Here is a 25375-nt window from a genome sequence, read left to right as displayed (position 1 = left end):
AGGATGCCCGCACCGAAGTGGAGGCGGCGGCGGCCATCGCCACGCGCGCCAGCGGCCAGGCGAGCAATGCCGTGGGGATGAGCGAGATGCTCTCCGAACACGCCAAGTCGATCGAATCGATCCTCGGGCTGATCCGCGACATCGCCGGGCAGACGAATCTGCTCGCGCTCAACGCGACGATCGAGGCAGCGCGGGCCGGCGATGCGGGGCGGGGCTTCGCGGTGGTGGCGCAGGAAGTGAAGAGCCTCGCCAACCAGACGGCGCGGGCCACCGACGACATCGCCGCCAAGATCGCTGCGATCCAGTCCGCCACCCGCTCGACGGTGGAGACCAACGCGTCGATCCGCGCGACCGTCTCCGAAGTGCAGGAAAGCGCCGACCGCATCCGCACCGCGATGGAGGTGCAGGCGCAGACCGTCACCGCGATCACCGCCGCGGTGGACGAGACCGCGCTGGCCGCCGACTCGATGTCCGCGACGATCGGCGCGATCCGCGAGGACACCAAGAGTGTGACCAGCGAGATCGACACGCTCCAGCACGACGTGACCGAGGTCGACGACCGGCTGAACCAATTGCGCCAGGCGGCGGAGAGCTTCTCGAGCGCCGTCGCCGCCTGAGCGAAGCCGCTCAGCCTAGGGCGCGGCGGTAGAAGGCGAGGGTGATCGCCATCGACTGGAGGAACAGCGCAGGGTCGTAGCGCGGTCCCTCGTCGCGCAGAAAGGCGTGCTGGGCGTTGAGCTCGTGCCATTCATACGCGATGCCGTGCGTCTCGAGCCCCGCGCGGATCGCTTCGCGCCCGGCAAAGGGGATGTGCGGATCCTGCCGGCCCCAGACGAACAGCATCTCCGCCTTGAGGTCCGCCATGCGCGCCAGGCTGTCATCGGCCTTGCCTGCCCCGAGCGTGCCCGAATGAATGTCGGTCGGGTAGAAGCACGCCGCTGCCGACACGCGTGGATCGAGCGCGGCGCGATAGGCGAGGTGCCCGCCCAGGCACACCCCGAAGCTGCCGAGCCGGCCGTTGCACGCCGGATGCGCGGCGAGTGCGGTGAGGGTGGCGGCGGCATCGGCGTCGAAGGCGGCGACGGGTTTGGTGAACTTGAGGTCGTTGCCGCGATCGGTGCCGGCGGGATCATAGGCAAGCACGGTGCCGGCGGGTTCATACTCGTGATAGACCTCGGGCACGGCGACCACGAAGCCGTTCCCCGCCAGCATCGCCGCCAGCCGGCGGATCGGGGCGGTGACCTGGTAGATCTCGGAATAGAGGACGAGACCGGGGAAGCGGCCCTCCACCGCCGGTCGGAACCAGTGGATCCGCATCGCGCCGCTGCCGGGGACCTCGACATCCGTGGTTTCGTCGCTGCGCAAGATCATCGGGGCTCCTCCTTGTCCGGTGGCGCGGCCGTAGCGCCGATCGGGGCGGGTGGGGAAGGGGCGGCTTGGGGGAGGGCCGCGGACCGAAGTTTAGGAAGTTTAGGCGTGCTCGTGTCTGGTCGAGCTTCGCGACAGGCGCAGGAGGACGGGCGAAGTTTAGGAAGTTCAGGCTGCCGGAGCGTTTGCGCGCGCAGCTGTGCGTCAGCCAACGGGATCAAAGAGCGGCCACCGGAAAGCGACGGTCTCGCTCCATATGGGGAGCGTTGCGGTGGGGGCAAGCCTGCTGTCAGTGCGGACGATTTCTGTCATAACCATTTGAAAGACAATGGCAAATCACGCTCGTCACGAGCTTGGGCCTAAACCCCCAATCTCCATCGGTACCGGGCCGGCTGGCCAGCGGCGACGGGTTTCGGCCCGAGGCGCCTGCCGCGGAACGCCCTTCGCTACCGTGCGGCGAGCTTCGAACGTGCAGTCTCGCGCGCCCAATGACGTGCGCTAGCGTGACCGGGGGATTTCCTAGCGGTAGCGAATTTCGAGCAGATCCAGCTCGCGGATGAGCTTCTGCGCTACAGCGCTTCCGATCGCCCGATCCCGGGCAAGGCGGAAAATCGTGTCGCGTTCGGCTTTGAGGCCGGCAAGGCGCAGATCGCGGTCGATCCGCGCATATACCTGCATCTGACCTTGCAGCCCGCCATCCTGCGTCCGGCTGTCGATGCGCTCGCGATAGAGATCCATGATCCGCGCGCCGGCGGCGGCGTACACGTCCACGTCCTTGCGCCCCTCGCCGAGGCGATGCTGGGTATCTTCGACGGCCTTGATCGCCGCATGCGCCGCGGCTACGCGCGCCCGATCCTCTTCGGCCTGGCGCGACGGTTCCGCCGGCATGTCGAGGCCGCGGAGCAGCAGCGGAAGACCGATGCTGGCCAGTGCGAGCGAGGTGATGATCACCCCGGCTGCCAGGAAGATCGCCAGGTCCCGCGCGGGAAACGCGGTGCCGTCGGTCAAGGTGAGCGGGATGGTGAGAACGCCGGCCAGCGTGATCGCGCCGCGAACGCCGGCAACGGACATGGCCGCGATCAGGCGCCATTCGGGCCGCCGATATGCCACCTCGCCCCGCGCCCGCAGGAGCGTCAGCCGGAACGAGACCCAGACCCAGGCGAAGCGAAGAACCGCCAGCGCCGTCATGATCGACAGGACATAGGCGCCGAGCCACCAAGGGTTGGTATGGCCCGTGATCTGCACGGTCTGGGGCGCAGCGGCGACGATGCCGGGCAGTTGCTCGCCGAGCAGCACGAAGATGATGCCGTTCAACGAGAACTGGATCGTGTCCCACACCGAATTGCGCCGCATCCGGGTTGCCGGCAGCGCCTGGCGGGAGATTTCCGCGAACGTCATCGTCACCCCGGCGGCAACCGCTGCAAGGATGCCGGAGCAGTGGAGATGCTCGGCCAGAATATAGGCGGCGAACGGGATCAGCAGGCTGATCAGGATCTGGGAGCCGGTATCCTCCCCGACGCGCTGCGATATCCAGGACTTGGCTCTGGTGACCCCGAGCGTCACCGCTACGCCGATCGCGAGCCCGCCGCCGGCCAGCCACAGGAAGGACAGGCTCGCTTCGCCGGCGGAGAAGCGGCCGGTGAGCGCCGCCGCCACCGCAAAGCGCAGGCATACGAGACCGGACGCGTCGTTGAGCAACGACTCGCCTTCCAGGATATGCATCATGCGGCGCGGAATGGGGACGCGGGTGGCGATGGCGGACACGGCGATCGGGTCGGTCGGCGAAACGACCGCGGCCAAGGCGAAGCACACGGCGAGCGGCATGGCGGGGATCATCCAGTCGATGAAGAAGCCGACACCGATCACCGTCAGAAGAACCAGGCCGAGGGCCAGCTCGAAAACCGTCGGGACGTCTTTGAGCAGTTCGTCCTTGGGAATGCGCCATCCGTCGAGGAAGAGGAGCGGCGGAAGGAACAGGAGAAGGAACAGTTGTGGATCCAGGTCCACGCGAAGGTCGGCGATCGAGCCGATGATCGCCCCGAGGGAGATCTGCACCACCGGGGTGGGCAGGGCCCAGGGCAGCATCCGCGAGATCGCGCTGCTGACGACGACCGCTACCAGCAAAATCAGGACGATCGAGACTGTATCCAACGGGTGCTCCAGGGGAATGGCGATGTACCTACTGCGGTGGCTTGGCCACACCGTGCAAGGCTCAATCGAACCGCAGCGCGATACGCTCCGCGCTGCGCGCGCCGTGGCATCGAGCCGTTGACAAGCTTCGTCCAGGGGCCCCAAGCGGGGCGGCGTATCGCCACCCGCCCGGCCGCGCAGCGTGCCCCGATCGGAAAGAGCCCGTCCATGATCCTGCGTACCATCCGCATCCTTCTCGGTGGAACCGCCATGCTATGGGGGGCCGGGCACGCCGTCGCGCAGCAGCCGCAGCCGGATCCCGGCAAGAAGGCGTGCGTGCAGGAAGCGCGCCGGCTGTGCCCCGCCGAGATGAAATCGCTGAGCCGCAAGAAGGTGGAGGCCTGCATGATCGCCAAGATCGACCAGACCTCGCCCGGCTGCCACGCCGCGATGCTGCGGATCAAGGCACAGCGCGAGGCATCCGCTAAGCGTTGACGCCCTCGCTGCCGTAGAGCGCGCGGTTCTCTGCGCGGATCCGCACGGTCAGCATCGCCGCGTTCAGCGCGGTGAACAGCAGCGCCGCCCAGACGAGCCCGAAGGTGAGCGGCAACACCGCAATCTCCGCGGTGACCACCATGTAATTGGGATGGCGCACGAAGCGGAACGGCCCGCGCCGGACCAGCGGGGCGTCGCGGGTGACGATGATGCGCGTCGTCCAGCGCGGCCCCAGCGTCGCCAACACCCAGACCCGCAGCAGCTGCAGCACCGCGAAGACGGCGAGCAACGGCAGGAAGATCGGGCGCCCGCCGACCGTGAACCACAGCACGGCCAGCCAGGCGGTGTGCAGCGCGACCATGACCGGATAATGCTCGCCTCCCACTTCGCGCGCGCCGGCGGCGAGCAGCCGCGCGGTGTTGCGCCGCGCGATCACCAGCTCGCTCAGGCGCTGCAGGGTGACGAAGGCCATGATGGCATAGGCCGCGATCATGCCGCGCACCGCAGCGTCAGCGAGGAGGCGGTGAAGCCCGGCCCCAGCGCGCTCAGCACCGAGAGCGGCGGCAGGCCCGACCGCCGGTAGCGATCGAGCACGAACAGCACGGTGGGCGCGGACATGTTGCCATGGTCGCGCAGCACCGCGCGCTCGGCCACCAGCGCACCCTGGTTGAGCGACAGCGCGCTTTCGATCGCATCCACCACCTTGGCGCCGCCTGGATGGCAGATGAACTGGTCCACGTCTTCCAGCGCCAGTCCCTGGGGCGCGAGCATTTCCTCCATGGCCTGGCGCATCTCGCGCCGGGCGAAGACGGGAATCGCGCGGTTGAGCACGACGCCCAGGCCGGTCGGCTCCGCCTGCCATCCCATGATGTCGAGCGTGTCGCTCCAGGTCTTTTCCGCGCTGCCACTGATCTGGACAAAGCCGTCCTCGCCGCTGCGGAGCACGCACGCCGCGGCGCCGTCGCCGAACAGCGCGGTGGAGACGAGGTCCGCCTTGTCGGCGCGGTCGGTCCGGAGCGCCAGGCTGCACAGCTCGACCGCGACGAACAGCACGGTCGCGCCCGGCGTGGCGCGCGCCAGCTTGCTGGCGAGGCCGAGGCCGGTGGCGCCGCCCGCACAGCCCAGCCCGAACACCGGCACCCGCGCCACGTCGCTCCGGAACGCGATCCGTGCCATCGCTCGCGCGTCCAGCGTCGGCGTGGCGATGCCTGTGGAGGAGATGGTGACGATCGTGTCGATCTCCGCCGCCGCAACGCCGGCTTCGTCGAGCGCCCGCACCGCCGCCGCCACCCAGAGATCGAGCGCGACCTCCAGATAGGCATCGGTGCGTTCGAGGAAGCTGCGCGGGCTGCGGTACCAGTCGACCGGCCTGGCCAGCTGGCGCGTCTGGATGCCGGCATTGGCATAGACCGCGGCAAGTCGCTCGAAATCGCTGAACTGGTTGCCGATCAGGTCGCGGGCGGTTGCCAGCGCGTCGGTCTGTGTCAGGATATGGTCGGGGGTTTCGGTGGCAAGCGAGAGAATCGATACCGGCTGCATGAAGGCTACCGCCTGACTTACCGGCGGACCGGTGGAAAAGGTTCAGCCGCGCAACGAAATTGCCGAGAGCGAGTTCCTTGCCTGCGCTATGACTTCGGGGCTTCGCAGGGGGAATCGGTGACGGAAGGCTCGGTGGACACGACCAGTTCCTTGCTAGGCGAAAGCGGCGGCACAGGCTATCGCCAATGGGCGGGTTTCGTCCTGATGTGCCTGGGCATGTTCATGGCGATCCTCGACATCCAGATCGTCGCGACGTCGCTGCCCGCCATCCAGACGGCGCTGGGCATCGCCCCCGATCGGATGGTGTGGGTGCAGACCGCCTATCTCACCGCGGAGATCGTCGCGATCCCGCTGACCGGGTTCCTTACCGCGCGACTGGGCATGCGCTGGCTGTTCGTCGCCGCGATCAGCCTGTTCACGCTCGCCTCGATCGGCTGTGCGGCAAGCGGCGGCTTTACCGAGCTGGTGGCGTGGCGGGTGGTCCAGGGCTTTGCCGGGGGGACGCTGATCCCGGCGGTGTTCGCCGCGGTGTTCCTGCTGTTTCCGCCGCGCGCCCAGCCCCTGGCGACCACGATCGCCGGGGTGGCGGCGGTGCTGGCGCCCACCGTCGGGCCGATCGTAGGCGGCTGGATCACCCAGTCCTTTTCCTGGCACTGGCTGTTCCGGGTCAACATTCTGCCCGGCATCGTCGCAGGGCTTGGCGCGCTCTATTTCCTGGGCGGGCCTGCCGTCGGGCGCCGGGAGGGAAGGCCGATCGATCTCGTGGCGCTCGTCCTGCTCGCCACGGCGCTGGTGGCGTTGCAGATCGGGCTCAAGGATGCGCCGACGCAGGGCTGGGCAGCGCCGCGCGTGCTGGGGCTGCTTGGCCTGGCAGCGGCCGGGGCGGGGGGCTTCGTCTGGCGGACGCTGCGCTCGCCGGCGCCGATCGTCGAGCTGCGCTGTTTCGCCGATCGCAACTTCGCGATCGGCTGCCTGCTCAGCTTCGTGCTCGGCTTCGGCCTGTTCGGCTCCACCTATCTGATGCCGTTCTTCCTCGGCCTGGTCCGCGAGCACGGGCCGCTGCGCATCGGCGAGATCATGCTGGTCACCGGCTGTACCCAGCTGCTGACCGCGCCGATCGCCGTCTATGCCGAGCGCCGGGTGGACCCCCGCCTGCTCACCGGTTTCGGCTTCGCGCTGTTCGCGGTCGGGCTGCTGCTCAGCACCCGGCAGACCGAACAGACCGACTTCGTCGCGATGATCGTGCCGCAGATCGTGCGCGGGGCGGCGATCATGTTCTGCCTGTTGCCGCCGACGCGCATGGCGCTGGGGCGCCTGCCGGATCGTCTGGTCGCCGATGGCAGCGGGCTGTTCAACCTGATGCGGAACCTCGGCGGCGCAGTGGGGCTGGCGCTGATCGACACCACGATCTTCAGCCGCGCAAAGACCGCCGGGAACCAGATCGCGGCGCAGCTGCGCGCCGGGGACGTCGCCACCGCCGTGCGGATCGGCATTCCCCGCGACGCCTTTCTGGAGCAGCGCGGCCAGCCGCTCGATGATTTCGCGGTCGAGATGGTCCGGCCCCTGGTGGAGCGCGCGGCGCTCGTGCCCGCGATCAACACGGCCTGGTTGCTGTGCGGGCTGTTGACCATGATGGCGATGATGGCGCTCTGGTGGGTGCGCCGCACGCCCATCGGCGCAGGGCACGACGGGCCTGCGTGATGGAACGCTGGCGCCTCTTGCCAATGGAACCGTCCCGCCTGCTTGCGCTACAATTGCCCCTCGGCTTCGTCGCCGATCGCGGCGGCAATGCGATACGGCCCTGCGCGTTTCCGCAGTGCCCCGCCTTTCTAGCTGAGTCCGATCTTCCCTTGATCGACCAGCTGGTCGACCCCGGCATGGACGATCGGCATCGCGACACGCCAGTCCGCGGCAGCATGAGCGGAGGGCCCCGCCACCAATGTTCGTGCGACCTCGCTGGGGCATATCGTCGTCCCCGGCGCCCGTTCGGCAAGGAGGGCAAGTAGTGCGGCCCTCGCCCGATCGATGTTCATTTCGGTTTTCGGCCCGACGTCATGAGATCGGGCTTCGGCGGCGCTTTCCATCCCGGCGGCGGAACGGGCCGCTGCCGGCTTGTGCCGAGCCCCATGGCGCCGGGCTGTTGGCGTACCAGGCCCGACGTGTCGGCCTGCTCGGCTTCCGCCGCACTCGCGCCACCCCGCATCAGATGGATACGGTCCCGAAGACGCCGCGCCTCCTCGAAATCGAGCGCGCGCGCCGCGGCGTCCATCTTGCGCTGCAGGTCATCGATCGTGTCTGCCATCATGGTGCAACGCGCGACGGCGGCCTTGGGGCGCATCGAACGGGAGTCGCTCCACCACGCCTTCCGGAGGAACGACCGGTGCCGTGGCAAACCGCCGATCCGGATCGCTGAAACCTGCCTGTTCCCGTCGAGAAGCATGCCTGCGTTCCGATGCCAGCGTTTTCGCCATGCGTCAGGTGCGCACCCCGTCGCGAATGCTGGCGCCTTCGCGTGCCGTGCTTTAAGCAAGGCTGAAAATCAGATGTTCCTGGAGTTCTGATGGCGCTGGTGAAGAAATCGACCCTTGGCGCCCGCGCAAAAAAGCGCGCCGGGGAAGAAGCCGTGGCGGCAGACGCGACGCCGTCGTCGCCTGTGCGCCAGCCGCGGCCCCGTCATCCGGTGCGACGCCCCGCCAACGCCGTGGAGGGCATCGACCAGGCCGTCCAGGAACTTGCCAGCGGGATCGCCGAGGCTTCCGCTGCGGCGAACCAATTGCAGCGCGCGATGGACCAGATCGCGAGCGGCGCCGAGGAAGCTGCCGGCGCGGCGCAGGAGTCGCAGGGCCTGATCGCCGCGCTGAACGCCAATTTCCAGGATGCCAGCGCCCGCGCCGAGGGTGCGCGTCGCCAGATCGAGATCGTTCAGAACGCCTTTGCCGAGGTCGGCGTGCAGATCGAGGTGTCGGTCGTCGCGATCGAGCTCAACGCCCAGCGCCAGCTCGCCACCGTCGCGGTGATCGACGCGCTTGAGCAGGTGGCGGGGGAAATCGGCGAGGTGGGCGTCAACGTCGCCGATGTTTCCGACCAGACCAGCTTGCTCGCGCTGAACGCGACGATCGAGGCGGCGCGCGCCGGCGATGCGGGGAGCGGCTTCGCGGTGGTGGCAGAGGAAGTGCGCGCACTTTCCGAACGCTCCGAAGCCAGTGCGGGCGAAATCCAGCAGCTGGCGACGAATGTCGTCGGCGAGGTGAGCCGCGTGGCGCAGCAGATCCGCGCGGCCTCGGAACTGGCGACGCGCGAGGCGCAGTCGGGCCGCGACGTCGTCGTGCAGCTCAAGCAGGCCCGCGAGGAACTGGTGGCGCTGGGCGCGGGTACGCAGGCGATCGTCCAGGCCGCCGCCGATGCCGAGGCCGCCGCCAGGGAAGCCGAGCAAGGGGCCGAACAGGTCGCGAGTGCAGCGGAAGAGCAGTCGGCAGCCAGTGCGCAGGCGCAGCAGGCGGTCGAGCAGCAGGGAGCGTCGCTGGAGGAAAGCCAGCGCACCGCGGAGATGCTGGGCGACCTGATCCAGGCACTGCAGGGCGATGCGACCAACCGGGCCGCGATCGAGCAGATAGCCGCCGCAGCAGAGCAATTGTCGGCCACGGTGCAGGAGCTGTCGGGTGCATCGGGCGAGATCCTGGTCGCGCTCGAGCAGATCGGGCGCGGCACGCAGATCCAGGCAAGCGCGACGATGCAGGCCGATGCGGCGATGGGCCAGATCGAGGGGCTGGCCGAGATATTGCAGGGGCGTGCCTCGGCGGCTGCCGAACGGATCGGGGCGATCGTGGAAGGCGTCGTGGCGAGCGGCGCGTCGATCGAAAGCGTCGCCGGCGGCGTCGAGCATGGCCTGGCCGAGATTCGCCGCGTCCTCCTTCTGCTGTCGACGCTGTCGGATACCGCGCGCGGCATCGAGAAGATCATCGGCAAGCTGGCGTTGATCTCGGTGCAGACCAACATGCTCGCGGTGAGCGGCTCCGTGGAGGCGACGCGCGCGGGGGAGGCCGGGCGTGGCTTCACCATCGTGGCGGGCGACATTCGCAAGCTCGCGCAGGATTCGGCGTCGCGCGCCGATCGCGCCGCGGATATCGTGCGGACCATGCAGGAGCAGATTGCGACGGTCCGCCGCGATCTCGAGCAGGTGGTCGGCGCGGCGGAAGTCGAGATCGGCCGCAACCGTGCGTTTGTCGAGCGCTTCCGGGCGATGACCGAGGACCTGCGGGCGGCGCGCAACGCGAACGACGCGATCCTCGCAGGCACGCAGGACATCCTTCGCTCGGTGCGCGAAATCCGCAGCGGCACCAACCAGATCGCCGACGCGGCCGATCTTGCCAACGGCGCCGCCCGCGAAGCCGGAGCCGCGGCGCGCCAGCAGGCGCAGGGGGCCGAGCTGCTGGCGGCGGCGATCGAGGAAATCGCCCAGATCGCGACCGCCCTCGCCGCGCAGGCGGGCTGAGCGCCGTGGGCGAGCCGGCCTCGGCGGGAGGCAGGATGCTGACGCTTCGGGCGGGCGGCGAGCTGCTTGCCGTGCCCGCGCCGCTGGTCCGCGAGGTCACCCGGATGCCGCGGCTGACGCGCGTGCCGCATGCCCCCCGCGCGCTGCTGGGTCTGGCCAATATCCGCGGGGCGGTGGTGCCGGTGCTGTCCCTGGCCGATCTCGTGGCGCGTCCGGGGGGTGCCGAGCGGCGGGTGGTCATCGTCGAGGATGGTACGCCCTTCGGGCTGGCGGTCGACGGGATCGACAGGCTGACGGAGGGCGGCGACGGCGGCGCTCGCATCCTCGACCTGCAGGCGCTGATCGCGGCCAGCCTTTCGCCGGACGGCAACCGCCGCGCCGTTGGCCGCGCGGTCGCCGAGGAAGCGGAGACCGTAGCCACCGACGATGCGGTGTTGCCGCTGGTGGTCTTCGGCCTGGGTTCCCAGGAATTTGCCTTGCCGCTGGCCGCCGTCGAGGCCGTGCTGCGGCTGCCCGATGGAATCGCGGCGCTGCCGCACGCCGACGCGGTGGTCGTCGGCAGCACCACCGATCGCGGGGCACTGCTGCCGTTGCTGTCGCTTCGCGTGCTGCTCGCCATGCCCGCCGCGGCGCCAACCCACCGCACCCGTGTCGTCGTCGCACGGATCGGTGCGCATCGGGTGGGCCTGGTGGTCGACCGGATCCGGGGCGTCGAGCGCGTGCCGGAGACGGCGATCGACGCGGTGCCGCAGGTCCTCACCCGCGGGCATGCCGAGGCGCGGATCCAGGCGATCTGCCGGCTGGACGAGGGCAGGCGGCTGGTATCGCTGCTCGCCGCGGAGCATCTGCTGCGCGAGGACATTACCGCGCGGCTCCTGCAAGGAAGTGCTGAAACCGAGGCCGAGGAAACCGCGATGGACGCCACGAGCGAGCAGTTTCTCCTGTTCCGGATCGGGGAAAGCGACTTCGCACTGCCGATCGCCGCCGTGGAGGAGGTTGCGCCGCTGCCGCACAAGCTCACGCGCCTGCCGAGGGCGCCTGCCTTCGTGCAGGGGGTGATGAACCTGCGCGGCGCGGTGGTGCCGGTGATCGATCAGGCCGAGCGGTTCGGCGCGGCCGCCGCGGCGGGCAGCAAGCGTCGCGTCGTGGTGGTCCGAATCGGCGATCTGCACGCGGGCTTCGTGGTCGATGCGGCATCCGAGGTCCTGCGCATCGCCAACGACGCGGTGCGGCCGGCGCCGGATCTGGGCGGTGCGGAGACGCACGTCTTCGAACGCGTCGCCAATCTTCCCGACCAGGACCGGATCGTGCTGATCGTGTCGCCGCGCGAACTGCTCGATCGCGCCGAACAGGATCTGCTGCGGGGCATGGCCGGCGCATCGTGATCAAGCTGCTCATTGTCGATGATTCTCCGCTGATGCGGCGCCTGCTGGTCGACATCTTCACCGAGGCGGGCGGGTTCGACGTGACGGTCGCGCGGAGCGGCGCCGAGGCGCTCGACCTGCTCGCCCATTTCGCGCCGGACGTGATCACGCTCGACATCCACATGCCCGCGATGGACGGGCTGGCCTGTCTCGACCGCATCATGGTCGAGCGGCCGTGCCCGGTGGTGATGGTCTCCGCGCTCACCGCCGAGGGCGCGGACGAGACGCTGGAGGCAATCGGGCTGGGCGCGGTCGACTTCATCGCCAAGCCGCGCGGTGCATTGTCGCTCGAAATCGACGCCGTCGCGCCCGCGCTCGTCGAGAAGGTCCGTGCGGCGGCCGGTGCGCGGATCTCGCGGACGACGCGGTTGCGCGATCGCGTCCGGGCGCGGGCCGCCGGCATCGCCACGCCGAAGCCCTTCAGGCCACAGCCCGCGTCGCCGGTCGCGGCGCCGCTGCCGCCCGACGGGCTGGTCCTGGTCGGGTGCTCGACCGGCGGCCCCCCCGCGCTCGATGCGCTGCTCGGCCCGCTGCCCGAGGATTTTCCCTGGCCGATCCTGGTCGCGCAGCACATGCCGGCGAGCTTCACCGGCCCGCTCGCCCGCCGGCTCGACAAGCTGTGTGCGCTGACCGTCCAGGAGGTGACGGGCACGACGCTGCTCGCGCCGGGCAACGTCTATATCGGTCGCGGCGATGCCGATCTCGTCGTCACCCGCCGAGCCGGGGCGCTCGCCGCCGCCGCCGCGCCGAGCAGCGCCCAGCATTTCTGGCATCCTAGCGTCGATCGCCTCGTGGAAAGCGCGATGAAGAGCGTCGCACCCGAGCGGCTGGTTGGTGTGTTGATGACCGGCATGGGTAATGACGGAGCCGGCGCCATGACGGAATTGAAGGCGCTGGGCGGCACGACGCTGGCCGAGTCTGCGGAGAGCGCGGTGATCTGGGGTATGCCGGGGGCGCTGGTCGCCGCCGGCGGCGCCACGGTTGTCGCGCCGCTCGACCGGCTCGCGGCCGAGCTGCGCGCCTGCTTCGCACGGTGACGCGGTACGGCACCCCCGCCAGCGCGCCGCCGGTATTGCTGTCCGACGACGAGGTCATGCGGGTGGGGGCGCTGCTCTATCGCTGGACGGGCATGATCTTCGGCGCCAACAAGCGCTATTATATCGAGCGGCGGATCGGTGCGCGTATGGCACGCAGCGGCCTGTCCGACGTGGCGCGCTATATCGACTGGGCCGCGCGCGACGCGGCAGAGCGCGAGGCGCTGATCAACGCCTTCACGATCAACGAGACCTATTTCTACCGCGAAGAGCATCAGTTCGCGGCGCTCGCGCGCGAGATCCTGCCCGAGTTGATCCGCACCCGGCGCCCCGGCGATCTGATCCGCATCTGGTCGATGCCCTGCTCGACCGGCGAGGAAGCCTATTCCATCGCGATCTGGCTGCTCGAGAACTGGCCGCTGGTGGACGCCTATCACATCGAGATCGTCGGGTCGGACCTCGATACCGCCGCGCTCGCGCAGGCGCAGGCGGGGCGCTATGCCGCCCGGGCGCTGGCGCGGCTGCCGGACGCGGTGATCGATCGCTATTTCGAGCCGGAACGCGGCCATCGCCGCAAGATCATCGACGATCTGCGCGAGTCGGTACGCTTCACCCCCGCCAATATCGTGGACCGCGCGACGCTCGCCGGTCTCGGCCGGTTCGATGTCGTCCTTTGCCGAAACCTGCTGATCTACTTTGATGACGACTCCCGGCTGCTGGCCGCGTCGAACCTGTTCGAGAGCCTCAACAGCGGCGGCTTCGTCTGTCTGGGCCATAGCGAATCCATGGCGCGGATCACCGACCGGTTCACAATGGCTCGCCTTGAAGACGCAATCGTCTATCGTAAGCCGTGATGGACGAGCTGCTGGCGCAATTTCTGATCGAAGGGCGCGACCTCGTCGCGCATGCCGCTGCGGCGTTCGATACGCTGGCAAGGGATCCCGGCAACGCCGCTGCGATCGACGAGGCGTTCCGCGCCCTGCATACGCTCAAGGGCTCGGTGGCGATCTTCCCGATGGCGGCGGCGGAGCGGACGCTGCACGCCGCGGAGGACGTGCTGGAACGCGCGCGCAAGGGCGGCATCGCGCTCGATGGCGCGACGACCGATGCGCTGATCGCCTGCCTGGACGGCGTCGATCGCTGGATCGACGAGGTGGCGCGGAACGGCGCGCTCCGCGATGACGCCGAGGAGGTCGCAACGGCGCTGGTCGGTCGCCTCCCGGGGCACGCGTCCATCCCGGCAGCGTCTCCGTCGACCGCCACGCCGGACTGGGCCCGGCAGCTGGCCGAGGGGGTCGAGGGGCCCGTGGTCGCGTTCCGCTATACGCCCGATCCGGATTGCTTCTTCCGCGGCGAGGATCCCCTCGCGATCGTCGCCGCGGTCCCGGAGCTGCTCCGGCTCGACATCCGCCCTACCGCGGGAGACTGGCCGGCACTCGATGCGATCGAGCCGTTCCGCTGCATCGCCGTCCTCGAAGGCGTCAGCGCGGCGTCGCCGGACGCGGTCCGGTCTGCGTTCCGGATGATGCCGGACCAGATTGCGCTCCATCGGGTTGAGGCCGCCGTCCCCCTGGCGGCACCGCAGGCGTCCGCCGATGGCGGCGCGACTTCGACGCTCCGCGTCGACGCCGCCCGCATCGATGCGCTGGCCGACGGCATCGGCGAACTGCTGGTGGCGGTGAATGCCCTTGCCCCGCTCGCGGCCCGCGTCGAGGCGCAGGATCGCGCGCTGGCCGCCGCCGTTCGCCTGGCACAGGCCGGCATCGAGCGCAGCGCGGCCGAGCTGCAGCGCAGCGTGATGGCGGTGCGGCGGGTGCCGCTCGCGCCGGCGCTTCGCCGCCTGCCACGCCTCGCCCGCGAAATCGCCGCCACGCTGGGCAAGCCGATCGTCTTCACGATCGACGGCGAAGCCCTGGAGGTGGACAAGCAGATCGCCGAAGGACTGTTCGAGCCGCTGCTGCACCTGCTGCGCAATGCGATCGACCATGGCATCGAGGATCGGGCCGCGCGCGTCGCGGCCGGCAAGCCGGCGGACGGCAAGGTCCTGCTTTCCGCGGCGCGCGACGGCGACGCGGTGGTGGTCGCCCTGGCCGATGACGGCGGCGGGATCGATCCGGTGCGGATCCGAGCGACCGCCGTCGCCCGCGGCGTGCTGGATCGCGACGCCGCCGACCAGCTGAGCGATGCCGCCGCGCTACGCCTCATCTTCGCGCCCGGCTTTTCGACGGCGGAGACGGTCACCGGCGTTTCCGGCCGCGGGGTCGGGATGGATGCGGTGCAGGCGGCAGTGGAGAAGCTGCGCGGCACGATCACGATCGACAGCACGCCCGGCCGCGGCACCTGCTTCCGACTGCGCTTTCCCGCCAATGCGCTCACCACGCGGCTGCTCGTCGTCGAGGCGGCCGGCGATCGCTACGGGGTGGCCCTCGACCAGGTGGCGGAAACGGTCCGGGTCGAGGAGTCGGCGCTGCGTCCGGTCGGCGAAGGTACCGTCTGCGTGCTGCGCGGCCGCACCGTTCCGGTCCTCAGCCTCGCCCGCCTGCTGGGTGGGGCCGACATGGCCGGCGGCCATGCCAAGCTGCTCGTGACCAGCGTCGCGGGCGAGCGGATCGCTCTGCGGGTCGACGACTTCGCCGATCGCGTCGATGCGGTGGTACGACCGCCCAGCGGGCTGCTGGCAGGCGTTCCCGGGATCGGCGGCGCGACGCTTCTCGGCGATGGCGGCGTGCTTCTCGTCCTTGATCTCGCAGCGCTGCTTCCATGACCGTCCGTGTCGAACCCGATGCTGTCCACCTCGTCGGTCGATGTTCCGCCGAAGATGCGGACGACCTGCTGGTCGCCCTGCAGGAAGAACCTGGCCGCACCGTAGATCTGGCCGCGGCGCAACGGCTGCATCTTGCGGTGGCGCAGGTGTTGCTTGCCGCGCGGCCGAAGATCAGCGGCGTGCCGGCCAGCGACTTCCTGGCACGATACCTGCTTAATCTGCTGCAATGACAAGATGTCGATTCGTCGTTAGGAACGTTGCGTGCCCGAACCACGCCGCGCTCGGCATGTCTTGATCTGGAGTTTCGAATGCCGGTTACCGTCCTCATCGTCGATGACAGCAAGCTTGCGCGCATCGTCGCTGGCAAGGCGCTCGCCGAACTCCAGCCGGAGTGGCAGAAGGCCGAGGCGGGCAGCGCGGCGCAGGCGCACGACGTGATCGCGGCGCAGCCGGTGGACGTCGCCCTGATCGACTTCAACATGGCCGACAAGGACGGGCTGGAACTCGCCGGCGAGCTGCACGTCATGCGTCCGGACATGCCCATCGCCATCATCACCGCCAACATCCAGGACGAGATCATCGCCCGGGCCCGCGCGATCGGTGCCGCCTTCGTCCCCAAGCCGGTGAGCGCGGACAGCCTGGAAGCGTTCCTATCGGGAGCAGCGCTCCGTCTGCGTGCGAACAAGGCATGATCCGAGACGGCGTGACGCTCGGCGAACTCGAGCGCGATGCGCTGACCGAGATCGTCAATATCGGCGTGGGCCGAGCCGCATCGAGCCTGCGCAAGATGATCGGCGACCAGGTCACGCTCTCCGTCCCGGCGATCGACATCGTCAGCCAGCGTCGTGCCGCGCGCCTGATCAGCGAGCGAGAAGCGGCCGACCTGGTTGCCGTGCGGCAGGATTTCGACGGCGCCTTTGCCGGACGTGCGCTGCTCATCTTTCCGGAAAGCAATAGCCTGGAGCTGGTGCGCGCCGTGACCGGCGAGAGCCTCTCCGCCGAGGACGTGACCGAGATCGAGCAGGAGGCGCTGACCGAAACCGGCAACGTCATCCTGAATTCCTGCCTCGCCACCATCGCCAACATGCTCAAGCGTTCGCTGGCGATGACGATTCCCGAGGTGCTGCACGGCAACAGCGCCACGCTGTTCGAAGTGGACGAGGCCGAGGACCAGGATGGCCTGGTCCTGTTCCTCTACATCGACTTCGCCGTGCGCAAGCGCGACATCCGCGGTTATATCGCGATGATCATGGATATCCCCTCGCTCGAGAAGCTGAAGGAACTGCTCGACGAATTCATCGCCCGGGTGGTGGGGGACGATGTCTGAGGCAGGCGCCGAGCACGTCCGCTCCATCCTCGCCGCCGCCGGGGCGAGCGGCAGCTGGGACTGGGATGTCGCGGCCGACAGCCTGCGCATCGATACGCGGTTCGCCGAGTTGTACGGGCTCGGTCCGGAGGCAGCTGCCGATGCCTTGCCCACGGCGACCTTTTTCGCCGCGATCCATCCCGCGGACCGGGCACGGATTCGCATCGCCGTTGCCGGCATGCTGTCCGGGGCCGAGCGTTTTTCCAAGGAATTCCGGGTGCTGGCGCCCGATGGCTCGACCCTGTGGATGCACGGGCGCGGTCAGGCGCATCTCGACGAGAACGACGAACCGGTGCGCTTCACCGGGCTTCTCATCGACGTCACCGAACGCAAGCGGACCGAGGAACGGCTGCGCATCGCCCAGTCGGCGGGCGGGATCGGCACGTTCGAATATATCGATGGCTTCGCGACCGCGACGGTCTCCACCGAGTTCTGCCAGCTGCTCGGCCTGCATCCGGCAGCCGTATTGCCGGTGCGGACGGTCAACAGCGTGTTGTGCGAGGGCGAGCCGCCGCTGCTCCCGCAGCCGGGCGACGACGCGATTGCGGACACCCTGGACGCGGTGTTCCGGATCGTCCGCAATGACGATGGCAGGCATCGCTGGATCGCGCGCCGCGGCGAGGTGTTGCGGGAAGGATCCGGCTACCGCCTGATCGGCGTGATCTACGACGTCACGGCCGCCAAGGAGCAGGAAGCCAAATTGCGGGAGCTGGCGGATACGTTGGAGATGCGCGTCCAGCAGGAAGTCGCCGAGCGCCGGGAAGCCGAGGAGGCGCTCCGCCAGGCGCAGAAGATGGAGGCGGTGGGCCAGCTTACCGGAGGAATCGCGCACGATTTCAATAATCTGCTGACGGTAATTATCGGCAACATCGATACCGTCATCCGGCGGATGGACCTGGGCCAGGATCCGCGGATGCTGCGCTCGCTGGAAAATGCGCTGAAGGGCGCGGAGCGTGCAGCCTCGCTTACCCAGCGGCTTCTCGCCTTCTCGCGTCGCCAGCCGCTCGAGCCCAAGACCATCGACATCGCCCGCGTGCTCACCGGCATGTCGGACCTGCTCACCCGCTCGATCACCGAAGCCATCGCCGTTCAGATCGCCGTCGATGCCGAGCTGTGGAAGGTCGAAGTCGATCCCCATCAGCTGGAGAACGCGATCCTCAATCTCGCGGTGAACGCGCGCGACGCCATGCCGAGCGGTGGCGCACTCTCCATCGAGGCCCGCAACGTCGAGGTGCGCGATGCCATCCCCGGCGGGTGCCTGCCGGGCGCGTATGTCGTCGTGTCGGTGGTCGACAGCGGAACGGGCATGTCGGCGGAGACGGTGGCGAAGGTGTTCGATCCGTTCTTCACCACCAAGGAAGTCGGCAAGGGCACCGGGCTGGGGCTTTCCATGGTCTATGGCTTCGTCAAGCAGTCCGGCGGCCACATCACGATCGAATCGACCGAGGGGCGCGGCACGGCGGTGCGCCTCTATCTCGCTCGCAAGCTGCAGGAGACCTTGCTGGAGGTCGAGGATCGGCAGCCGTCCGCGCGGATGGGCAACGCCGGTGAAACCATTCTCGTGGTCGAGGACGACGACGATGTCCGTGCCTACACGGTCGGTATCCTGCGCGAGCTTGGGTATCAGGTGGTCGAAGCGGAGGACGGCGATGGTGCATTGCGGCTGCTCGGCGGCCATGGTGTCGGCGCGACGATGTTGCTGACCGACGTCGTGATGCCGCGCATGTCCGGTCCCGAACTCGCCGCGCGCGCCAAGGCATTGCGCCCGGAACTGCGGGTGCTCTTCACCTCCGGCTATACGCGCGACGCCATCATGCGGGACGACCGGCTCGACCCGAATGTCGATCTTCTCTCCAAGCCTTTCACCTATGCCACGCTGGCCGCGAAGGTACGGGAGTTGCTCGACCGGGCGTATTGAGCGGCAGGAAGCGGGATCAACGCAGCGACTTCCCGAGTGGGGGCCCCGTCATCGCGCATCCTGGCCGCTCATTCCGGGTCGTCGAGGCTGAAGCGATCATTCTCCTCGTCGAAGGCGAAGAGCTCCGCATACCGCCCCCATTCCGTGACGGTCCGCAAGGTCTCCTCCGCGAACTCCTCGGACATGAAATCCTCCAGCTCGTCGCGGAAGCGACGCGCCGGTGCCTGGTGGCTCGGCCGCTCGTCGAGCACCTGCCGGATATGCTTGGCCAGACGCACATGTGCGGTAAGCGTCGCGCGAAAGTTGGTCTTGCGCTGGTCCACGTCCTCGACCGCGAAGGCGAGCCCGCGCTTCGACAGGACGAGTTCGCGATCCACGACATCCGCGAACTGGAGCAACTGCAGCGCCTCGACCATCGGGAACAGCTCGTCGATCTCGAGCTGAAGCGAATCGGCCAGCGTCGAAAGCGGCGCGCGCCCTTCGAAGGGCGCTGCTTCGACTTCCTCGATCAGACCCGCGATGCTGTTGACCGGAACGTTCGGCAGCACGCGGTCGAGGGGCTGCTCGGCCTGCTTCTCGGCGTTCGCATCGGCGGGTACCGGCCGCTGCGTCATCCGGGCGTAGATCTGCTCGACGAGCAGCCGGAATTTCGGATCGAGCCGGTCGCGCGGCTGCGGCAGGTCGACCTTGATCTCGGCGGCCACCCGGCCGGGGTTGGAGGAGAAGACGAGGATGCGATCGCACATCAGCACGGCCTCCTCGATATTGTGGGTGACGATCAGGATCGACTGGATCGGCATCTTCCCTTCGGACCAGAGGTCCAGAAGATCGGTGCGCAGGGTTTCCGCGGTCAGGACGTCGAGCGCCGAGAACGGCTCGTCCATGAGCAGCAGCGACGGATTGACGACAATCGCCCGCGCCAGGCCGACCCGCTGGCGCATGCCGCCCGACAGTTCCTTGGGATAGGCATTCTCGAAGCCGTCGAGGCCGATCAGGTCGATCGCGGCAAGCGCCCGCGCACGGCGTTCGTCCGCGGGCACGCGCTGTGCCTCCAGGCCCAGTTCCACATTCTGCAGGACGGTCAGCCAGGGGAACAGGGCGAAGGTCTGGAAGACCATCGAGACGCTGGGTGCCTCCCCCGCTTCGTCGGGGACGAGGCGGACCTCGCCCTCGCTGGGGTGGATCAAGCCGGCAATCGAACGAAGCAGGGTCGATTTGCCCGATCCCGAACGGCCGAGAAGGCCGACGACCTCCTTTTCGCGAAGCGTCAGGTCGACATTGTCGAGCACCTGCCCGGCCGCACCGGTGCGACCATATCGATGGCTGACGCCGCGGACTTCGACGAGGGACCGGGCGAGGGTGGATGCTTTGGTAGCCATGACGTACTGCCCTTCGGGTTCAGGCGAAACGGAGACGGCGGTCTGCGAACGCGTACATCGGACGCCAGACCAGCCGGTTGAAGACGAGGACGAAGATCGACATCACGGCGACGCCGCACGCGACGCGGGGGTAATCCCCGGCGGCGGTTGCACGCGCGATGTACGCGCCGAGGCCCGCCGCCTCGAGGTGGCGATCCCCCCAGGACACGGCTTCGGCGACGATGCTGGCATTCCAGGAACCGCCCGATGCCGTCAGCGCGCCGGTCACGTAATAGGGGAAGATCGCCGGGATCACGACGCGCCGCCACCATTGCACGCCGCGCACGCCGAACATCGACGCCGCCTCGCGCATGTCCGTCGGGATGACGCTCGCTCCGGCGATGACGTTGAACAGGATGTACCACTGCGTGCCCAGGATGATCAGCGGCGACAGCCAGATGTCCGGGCTCAGATGCCAGCGGACGATCGCCACCACCACGAAGGGGAACAGCACATTGGCCGGAAAGGCGGCGAGGAACTGGGCGACCGGCTGGAGTCGCTCCGCCCAGCGCCGATGCAGGCCGATCCAGACCCCGATCGGCACCCAGATCAGGCTCGCGATCGCGATGAGCAGGATGACCCGGACGAGCGTGTAGACGGCGAGCAGCACCGCCTCGCCGATATCGGCTAGGGTCAGCTCCCGCGTGACATAGTCGAGGATCAGCCATCCGGCGCCCAGCACGAGGGCGAGCAGGAAGGCGCGCCAGACCATCTCGCCGATCCTGCCCGGCGCCCGTTCCCGCCGCGCCCGGCGAACCGACGGCAGCGTGTCGAGCAACAGCAACAGGCGACCGAGCGCCATGAACGGCCCCAGCACGACGGGGAGAAGCCGGGCGCGCTTGAGGAGGTCGAACGCCCAGGCGCTTGGCGCATCGGCGCTCGCGGTCTGCTCGAAGCGATAGCGGTCGGCCCAGGCGACGATGGGCCGGAAAAACAGCTGGTCGTAGAGCAGGATCAGCACCGCCATGGCGCCCACCGCCCAGGCGACGGCCAGCGAATCCTGCCGCTGGATCGCGAGCGCCAGCCAGGAACCGACGCCCGGCAGCGCAACCGTGGTGTCCCCGACCGTGATCGCCTCCGACGCCACGACGAAGAACCACCCGCCCGACATCGACATCATCGCGTTCCAGACGAGGCCGGGAATGGCGAACGGCAGTTCGAGCCGCAGGAATCGCCGCATCGGCGACAGCTGGAAGCTGTGGCACACTTCCTCCAGATCGGTGGGCACCGAGCGCAGCGACTGGTAGAAGCTGAACGCCATATTCCAGGCCTGGCTGGTGAAGATCGCGAACACCGCCGCGCATTCCGCGCCGAGCTGCTGGCCCGGGAACAGGCGCAGGAAGAAGGTGACGGTAAAGGTCAGGAAGCCGAGAATCGGCACCGACTGCAGAATGTCGAGCGCAGGGACGATGATCTGCTCGGCCCGCCGGCTGCGCGCGGCCAGGGTCGCGACGATTAGGGTGAACAGGAGGGACGCACCCAGCGCGGCGAACATGCGGAGCGTCGTCCGCAGCGCGTAGCCGGGCAGGTTGGCAGGATCGAGCGAGACCGGCGTTACGGTCAGGGTCGAAAGGGGCTGGGCGACCCCGGAAAGGCCTTTCGCCACCAGCAGGACGAGCCCGAACAGGAGCAGGAAGGCAACCGCGTCCGCCATGTTCGGCGGGCTCGCGCGCAGGATTCTGGAGAACGGCCGCACGGTGCGCCCGGGTTTGATTTGATCGGTCATCATCCACCTCGACAAACGCCGCCGCCGGCGCCGAGGGGAGACCGGATCAGTCTCGTTCGGCTGCCGTCGACGGCCAGGGCTGTCGACTATCGTCGCTGGGCATGGAGGGCTGGGTCCTCAATCGGACGCGGGGCGTCTGGGCGAGGGGCTGCTGGGCGTCGTTTGGTTCATGGGTCTTCCTGCTACCGTACAGCTCCAGGGCGTGCCGGCGGCGCCGCCGCCCGCTCGATGGACGGCGGACGCCATACGCAACCCGCGCAGTTATTGCCAGCAGCGCGATGAGGGGGATCGGGAGGATGGTCAACTGTCCTGTCCCGGAGCGATCGGCGACGGTCGCATCGCCGAGGTACTGCGGGTGCTGCGGGACCTGAAGCGCGGCCTCTCAGCCCATCTGCCCGCGCAGGAAGGCGATCAGCTTCGGATCGCTGCCGGTGCGTTCGAGGATCGGCAGGACAACGCGCCATCCATTGTCGCTGTTGGTCAGGATGACGATCCCGTCACCGGTGGTGCGATCGATGGCGGCGAAGGTGAAGGCGCCGGCATCCTTGCCGGTGTGGAGCATCGTTATCCCGCCAGGAAAGCCCAGCAGCTGCCAGCCCAGTCCGAATCCCGTCCAAGGCGGGCAGCTGGCGGCTTTCGCGCCCGCGCAGATAGCAGGCGTCAGATCCGCCTGCAGCCGGCTGCGCTCCGTCGCGACGGAAGCGGTGAGGCCCTTGTCCGCCCGGGCCTCGATGAGGAAGCGGGCATAATCGCGTGCCGTCGCATGGGCCAGATCCGCCGCATTGTAGCGCGTCACCGGCTCGGCAGGCAGCGGCTTGCCTGCGGCGTCGTGCGAAACGGCGATCGGGATCGTGGCGCCTTGCGCGGACAGGTAGCCGGATGCGCGCATCTGTGCGGGGGCAAACAGCCAGCGCGCGGCCAGTGCCTCGAACGGCTGCCCGGTGCGACGTTCGGCGTACCGGGCGGCATATTGATAGCCTTCCCCGGAATAGCCGATGGTCGTGCCGGGATCGTGCTCAAAGGTCAGCCCCGCCGCGTCACGCCAGTTCGGGAATCCGGTCCGATGGCTGAGCGCGATGCGGACCGTCAGCCGCATCCGGCGAGGATCGTTCGCCAGGTCGGGATCGCTCCAGTAGCGATCCATCGGCTCGTCGAGCGACAGCTTGCCCGCCGACACCAGTCGCAGAAGGACCTCCGCCGTCAGCGGCTTCGTCAGCGAAGCGAGGGCATAGGGCGTGGCGACCGTCGCTGCCCTGCCGGGACCCGCCATACCCCAGGCACCCGTCGAGACGATCCGCCCGCGGCGGATCAGGGCGACCGATGCACTCTCCACATGCTGATCCCGCAGGAGCGCGGTCATGTCCGGAAGGCCCGCGCGCGGCTTGGCTTCTGCCAGCGATGCGCACGCCAGCAACGCCATCAACGCGCCAGCGGCCATTCGCTTCGTCGGGTCATCAAGTGTAATGCTCATGTAATACAGTTAGTCCGGGGGACGTTCGGCAGCAACCCGGATTTTCGCCGTCGGCCGCGCCGACGACAGCATGCTCCCGAGTTGCGCGCAGCGCTCGGCACGCGGGTTACCGGGCGGCCTGATCCAGCGCCTGCGCCAGATCGGCGAGGATGTCGTCGATATGCTCCAACCCGATCGAGAGCCGGACATAGCCCTCGGACACGCCGGTCACGGCCTGTTCCTCGGCCGAGAGCTGCGAGTGCGTGGTCGAGGCCGGATGGATCGCGAGACTGCGCGCGTCGCCGATATTGGCGACATGGTAGAAAAGCTCGAGCGCATTGATGAACGCCCGGCCGGCATCGCTGCCGCCCGCCAGCTCGAAGCCGACCAGCCCGCCCGCGCCGCCGGTCAGCACCTTCGCCGCGCGATCGGCCTGTACGCCGGTCTGCACCGAGGGATGGATCACGCGCGTCACCTCGCGGCGCGACTGCAGGAAGGCGACGACCTTGGCCGCATTCTCGCAGTGGCGCGGCATGCGGAGCGGCAGTGTTTCCAGCCCCTGGAGGATCTGGAAGGCGTTGGCCGGCGACAATGCCGCCCCCAGGTCGCGCAGCAGCACGGTGCGGGCGCGCAGGATGTAGGCGATCGGTCCCAGCGGTTTTGCGGCCTGGCTCCACACCGCGCCGTGATAGCTGGGATCGGGGGTGTTGAGCAGCGGCTGGCGCTCGGGAAAGGCTTCCCAGTCGAAATTGCCGCCATCGACGATCATGCCGCCGATCGAGGTGCCGTGCCCGCCGATATACTTGGTCGTCGAATAGACCACGATCGCGGCGCCGTGATCGAACGGCCGGGCGAGCAGCGGCGCGGCGGTGTTGTCGACGATCAGCGGGATGCCGAGCGGCCGACCGAGCGCGGCGATCTCGCCGATCGGTGCGACGATCAGCTTGGGGTTGGGGAGCGTCTCGACATACCAGGCGCGGGTGCGGCCGTCGCTGGCACGCACGAACGCCTCGGGATCGGCGGGATCGACGAAGCGGACCTCGATCCCCATGTCCTTCAGCGTGTTGGCGAACAGGTTCCAGGTGCCGCCATAGAGGTCGGTGCCGCTGACGATGTTGTCGCCGGCGCGGGCGAGGTTCTGCACCGCATAGGCCGAGGCCGCCTGGCCCGAGGCCACCGCCAGCGCGGCGGCGCCGCCTTCGAGCGCGGCGATGCGCTGTTCCAGCACGTCGGTCGTCGGGTTGCCGAGGCGGGTATAGATGTTGCCCAGCTCGCGCAGCGCGAACAGGTTGGCGGCATGCTCGGTATCGCGGAACTGGTAGGAGGTCGTCTGGTAGATCGGCGGCACCACCGCGCCGGTGCTCGGGTCGGCACGCCAGCCAGCGTGCAGGGCGAGGGTTTCGGGGTGCAGCGGGCGATCGGCCATCGTCGTTCTTCCTCTCGAGCAGCGGTTCGGTCCTGTTGGCGGCGATGCTAGCGGCCGTCTTCGCCGAGGGGAGATAGATTTCCTTGGGATCGCTGTTGCGGGTGCGCAACCATGCCCCGGCGGCTGCTCCACGGTGCGATTGCGGCTGGCCGGGCGACACCCGGCCAGCTCGAACGCTGCATCGCTGCGGCAAGTCCCGATCCGAAGATGTGGCGAGGCCGGCGCCGTCGACGGGCCGCGCGCGGGATCCATCGCGACGCGGTACGCCGGGAAGGACCGGCCGAAGCGGTGGCGGGACTGGCGATGGCCGTCTCAAGGAAGTTGTTTCGGGATGGCAATAGAATAGGCCGAACGTGTACGTCGAAGATGCAACGGTGCTTGGATATGCCTTGGTGAAGGCAAACGTTTTTAAGCATAGAATCATATTAATTTGCTTCGTGCTGACGTAGTCTCGCCAAGAGTGTTCTACAATTGTGGGTATGTTAACTGCGGTACTACGTTACGTAAAATCACCTATGGTGGAATAGCGATATAGGCTAAAGATGATTGCCGTCGACGTGGCGCATGCATCGCTGGCAGCGCGGAATAGTTCTGAACGCCGTGCCAGGCTATTGGCGAGAGTTGAGGCCGGAACCTCACGCGATATTGACAGCGCGCCGGTCGAGCAGGCCGTCCTCGGGCTCGCCCGGCGACGGCGTGCCCTGCGGGTAGCGGCGGCCGAGGCGGGTCGGGAGGTTCGTCTGGGCGGTCCTGCGCCTGCGGCGGTGGTCGCGCTGCTCGAACGTGCGGGGTTCCTCGCCGCGCCCAGCCCCCAAGATCTCGACT

General features: G+C 68.6%; 23 protein-coding genes. 12 read left to right on the top strand and 11 right to left on the bottom strand.

The window, feature by feature from the left end; all coding sequences use genetic code 11:
• Positions 1-617, top strand: a 617-nt coding sequence (locus QZ814_RS08130; RefSeq protein ID WP_294330772.1) for a methyl-accepting chemotaxis protein, incomplete at its 5' end; no start/stop codon positions are given.
• A 10-nt stretch (positions 618-627) separates the two neighbouring features.
• Here QZ814_RS08130 and QZ814_RS08125 read toward each other — a convergent pair.
• Positions 628-1371 carry a dienelactone hydrolase family protein gene (locus QZ814_RS08125; protein ID WP_294330771.1) on the bottom strand — a complete coding sequence of 248 codons (744 nt, stop codon included), beginning with the start codon at positions 1369-1371 and terminating at the stop codon, positions 628-630.
• A 516-nt stretch (positions 1372-1887) separates the two neighbouring features.
• Positions 1888-3519 carry a Na+/H+ antiporter gene (locus QZ814_RS08120; protein ID WP_294330775.1) on the bottom strand — a complete coding sequence of 544 codons (1632 nt, stop codon included), beginning with the start codon at positions 3517-3519 and terminating at the stop codon, positions 1888-1890.
• A gap of 207 nt (positions 3520-3726) precedes the next feature.
• Between QZ814_RS08120 and QZ814_RS08115 the strand changes: the two genes are divergently transcribed.
• The gene (locus QZ814_RS08115; RefSeq protein WP_294330768.1) at positions 3727-3993 is read left to right on the top strand and encodes a hypothetical protein; all 267 of its coding nucleotides are present in this window, start codon (positions 3727-3729) and stop codon (positions 3991-3993) included.
• Here QZ814_RS08115 and QZ814_RS08110 read toward each other — a convergent pair.
• Together QZ814_RS08110 and QZ814_RS08105 are read right to left on the bottom strand one after the other, a co-directional pair.
• On the bottom strand, positions 3983-4486 hold the full coding sequence (locus QZ814_RS08110; RefSeq protein WP_294330765.1) for an isoprenylcysteine carboxylmethyltransferase family protein: 504 nt from the start codon (positions 4484-4486) through the stop codon (positions 3983-3985). The two genes, QZ814_RS08115 and QZ814_RS08110, sit on opposite strands and share 11 nt — an antisense overlap.
• Positions 4483-5532 (bottom strand): 3-oxoacyl-[acyl-carrier-protein] synthase III C-terminal domain-containing protein, encoded by a 1050-nt coding sequence (locus tag QZ814_RS08105; RefSeq protein WP_294330763.1) that lies wholly within the window; start codon positions 5530-5532, stop codon positions 4483-4485. The genes QZ814_RS08110 and QZ814_RS08105 overlap by 4 nt, the downstream gene beginning before the upstream one ends.
• A gap of 117 nt (positions 5533-5649) precedes the next feature.
• Here QZ814_RS08105 and QZ814_RS08100 point away from each other — a divergent pair, with 117 nt between their 5' ends.
• Positions 5650-7233 (top strand): DHA2 family efflux MFS transporter permease subunit, encoded by a 1584-nt coding sequence (locus tag QZ814_RS08100; RefSeq protein WP_294330761.1) that lies wholly within the window; start codon positions 5650-5652, stop codon positions 7231-7233.
• A gap of 128 nt (positions 7234-7361) precedes the next feature.
• Here QZ814_RS08100 and QZ814_RS08095 read toward each other — a convergent pair whose 3' ends face one another.
• Together QZ814_RS08095 and QZ814_RS08090 are read right to left on the bottom strand one after the other, a co-directional pair.
• Entirely contained in the window at positions 7362-7565 is a 204-nt protein-coding gene (locus tag QZ814_RS08095) for a DUF3253 domain-containing protein (RefSeq protein ID WP_294330760.1), read from the bottom strand.
• Positions 7562-7834, bottom strand: coding sequence for a UvrB/UvrC motif-containing protein (locus tag QZ814_RS08090; RefSeq protein ID WP_294330773.1), 273 nt, complete (start codon positions 7832-7834; stop codon positions 7562-7564). Before QZ814_RS08090 ends, QZ814_RS08095 begins: the two co-directional genes overlap by 4 nt.
• A gap of 321 nt (positions 7835-8155) precedes the next feature.
• Between QZ814_RS08090 and QZ814_RS08085 the strand changes: the two genes are divergently transcribed.
• From QZ814_RS08085 to QZ814_RS08045, 9 genes are all read left to right on the top strand, one after another.
• Positions 8156-10024, top strand: coding sequence for a methyl-accepting chemotaxis protein (locus tag QZ814_RS08085; RefSeq protein WP_365898347.1), 1869 nt, complete (start codon positions 8156-8158; stop codon positions 10022-10024).
• A gap of 35 nt (positions 10025-10059) precedes the next feature.
• Positions 10060-11409, top strand: coding sequence for a chemotaxis protein CheW (locus QZ814_RS08080; protein ID WP_294330756.1), 1350 nt, complete (start codon positions 10060-10062; stop codon positions 11407-11409).
• On the top strand, positions 11406-12485 hold the full coding sequence (gene cheB / locus QZ814_RS08075; RefSeq protein WP_294330755.1) for a chemotaxis-specific protein-glutamate methyltransferase CheB: 1080 nt from the start codon (positions 11406-11408) through the stop codon (positions 12483-12485). Before QZ814_RS08080 ends, cheB begins: the two co-directional genes overlap by 4 nt.
• Entirely contained in the window at positions 12482-13336 is an 855-nt protein-coding gene (locus QZ814_RS08070) for a protein-glutamate O-methyltransferase CheR (RefSeq protein WP_294330753.1), read from the top strand. The genes cheB and QZ814_RS08070 overlap by 4 nt, the downstream gene beginning before the upstream one ends.
• The gene (locus tag QZ814_RS08065) at positions 13336-15246 is read left to right on the top strand and encodes a chemotaxis protein CheA (RefSeq protein WP_294330751.1); all 1911 of its coding nucleotides are present in this window, start codon (positions 13336-13338) and stop codon (positions 15244-15246) included. The genes QZ814_RS08070 and QZ814_RS08065 overlap by 1 nt, the downstream gene beginning before the upstream one ends.
• On the top strand, positions 15243-15476 hold the full coding sequence (locus tag QZ814_RS08060; RefSeq protein WP_294330749.1) for a hypothetical protein: 234 nt from the start codon (positions 15243-15245) through the stop codon (positions 15474-15476). The genes QZ814_RS08065 and QZ814_RS08060 overlap by 4 nt, the downstream gene beginning before the upstream one ends.
• A 78-nt stretch (positions 15477-15554) precedes the next feature.
• Positions 15555-15938 carry a response regulator gene (locus QZ814_RS08055; protein WP_294330747.1) on the top strand — a complete coding sequence of 128 codons (384 nt, stop codon included), beginning with the start codon at positions 15555-15557 and terminating at the stop codon, positions 15936-15938.
• Complete coding sequence (locus QZ814_RS08050) at positions 15935-16573, top strand: chemotaxis protein CheX (RefSeq protein WP_294330746.1); 639 nt, start codon at positions 15935-15937, stop codon at positions 16571-16573. Before QZ814_RS08055 ends, QZ814_RS08050 begins: the two co-directional genes overlap by 4 nt.
• Complete coding sequence (locus QZ814_RS08045) at positions 16566-18530, top strand: hybrid sensor histidine kinase/response regulator (RefSeq protein ID WP_294330743.1); 1965 nt, start codon at positions 16566-16568, stop codon at positions 18528-18530. The genes QZ814_RS08050 and QZ814_RS08045 overlap by 8 nt, the downstream gene beginning before the upstream one ends.
• 68 nt (positions 18531-18598) lie before the next feature.
• On the opposite strand, the gene QZ814_RS08040 is transcribed toward QZ814_RS08045, so the two are convergent.
• The 5 genes from QZ814_RS08040 to QZ814_RS08020 all read right to left on the bottom strand — a co-directional run.
• A complete protein-coding gene (locus QZ814_RS08040) occupies positions 18599-19909 on the bottom strand; it encodes a nitrate/sulfonate/bicarbonate ABC transporter ATP-binding protein (RefSeq protein ID WP_294330742.1) in 1311 nt (436 codons plus the stop codon).
• Positions 19910-19928: 19 nt separating this feature from the next.
• Positions 19929-21674, bottom strand: a complete 1746-nt coding sequence (locus QZ814_RS08035; RefSeq protein WP_294330741.1) for an ABC transporter permease subunit — start codon at positions 21672-21674, stop codon at positions 19929-19931.
• Between the two features lie 382 nt (positions 21675-22056).
• Positions 22057-23034: a serine hydrolase domain-containing protein gene (locus QZ814_RS08030; RefSeq protein ID WP_294330740.1), complete on the bottom strand. Its 978-nt coding sequence runs from the start codon at positions 23032-23034 to the stop codon at positions 22057-22059.
• Positions 23035-23251: 217 nt separating this feature from the next.
• Complete coding sequence (locus QZ814_RS08025; protein ID WP_294330739.1) at positions 23252-24550, bottom strand: PLP-dependent transferase; 1299 nt, start codon at positions 24548-24550, stop codon at positions 23252-23254.
• A gap of 635 nt (positions 24551-25185) precedes the next feature.
• The coding region (locus tag QZ814_RS08020) for a hypothetical protein (protein WP_294330736.1) at positions 25186-25375 on the bottom strand (190 nt) is incomplete at its 5' end.

The organism is uncultured Sphingomonas sp., from assembly GCF_913777625.1.
In the GTDB taxonomy this organism is placed as follows: Bacteria; Pseudomonadota; Alphaproteobacteria; order Sphingomonadales; family Sphingomonadaceae; genus Sphingomonas.
This window is presented reverse-complemented; position numbering and strand designations above follow the sequence as displayed.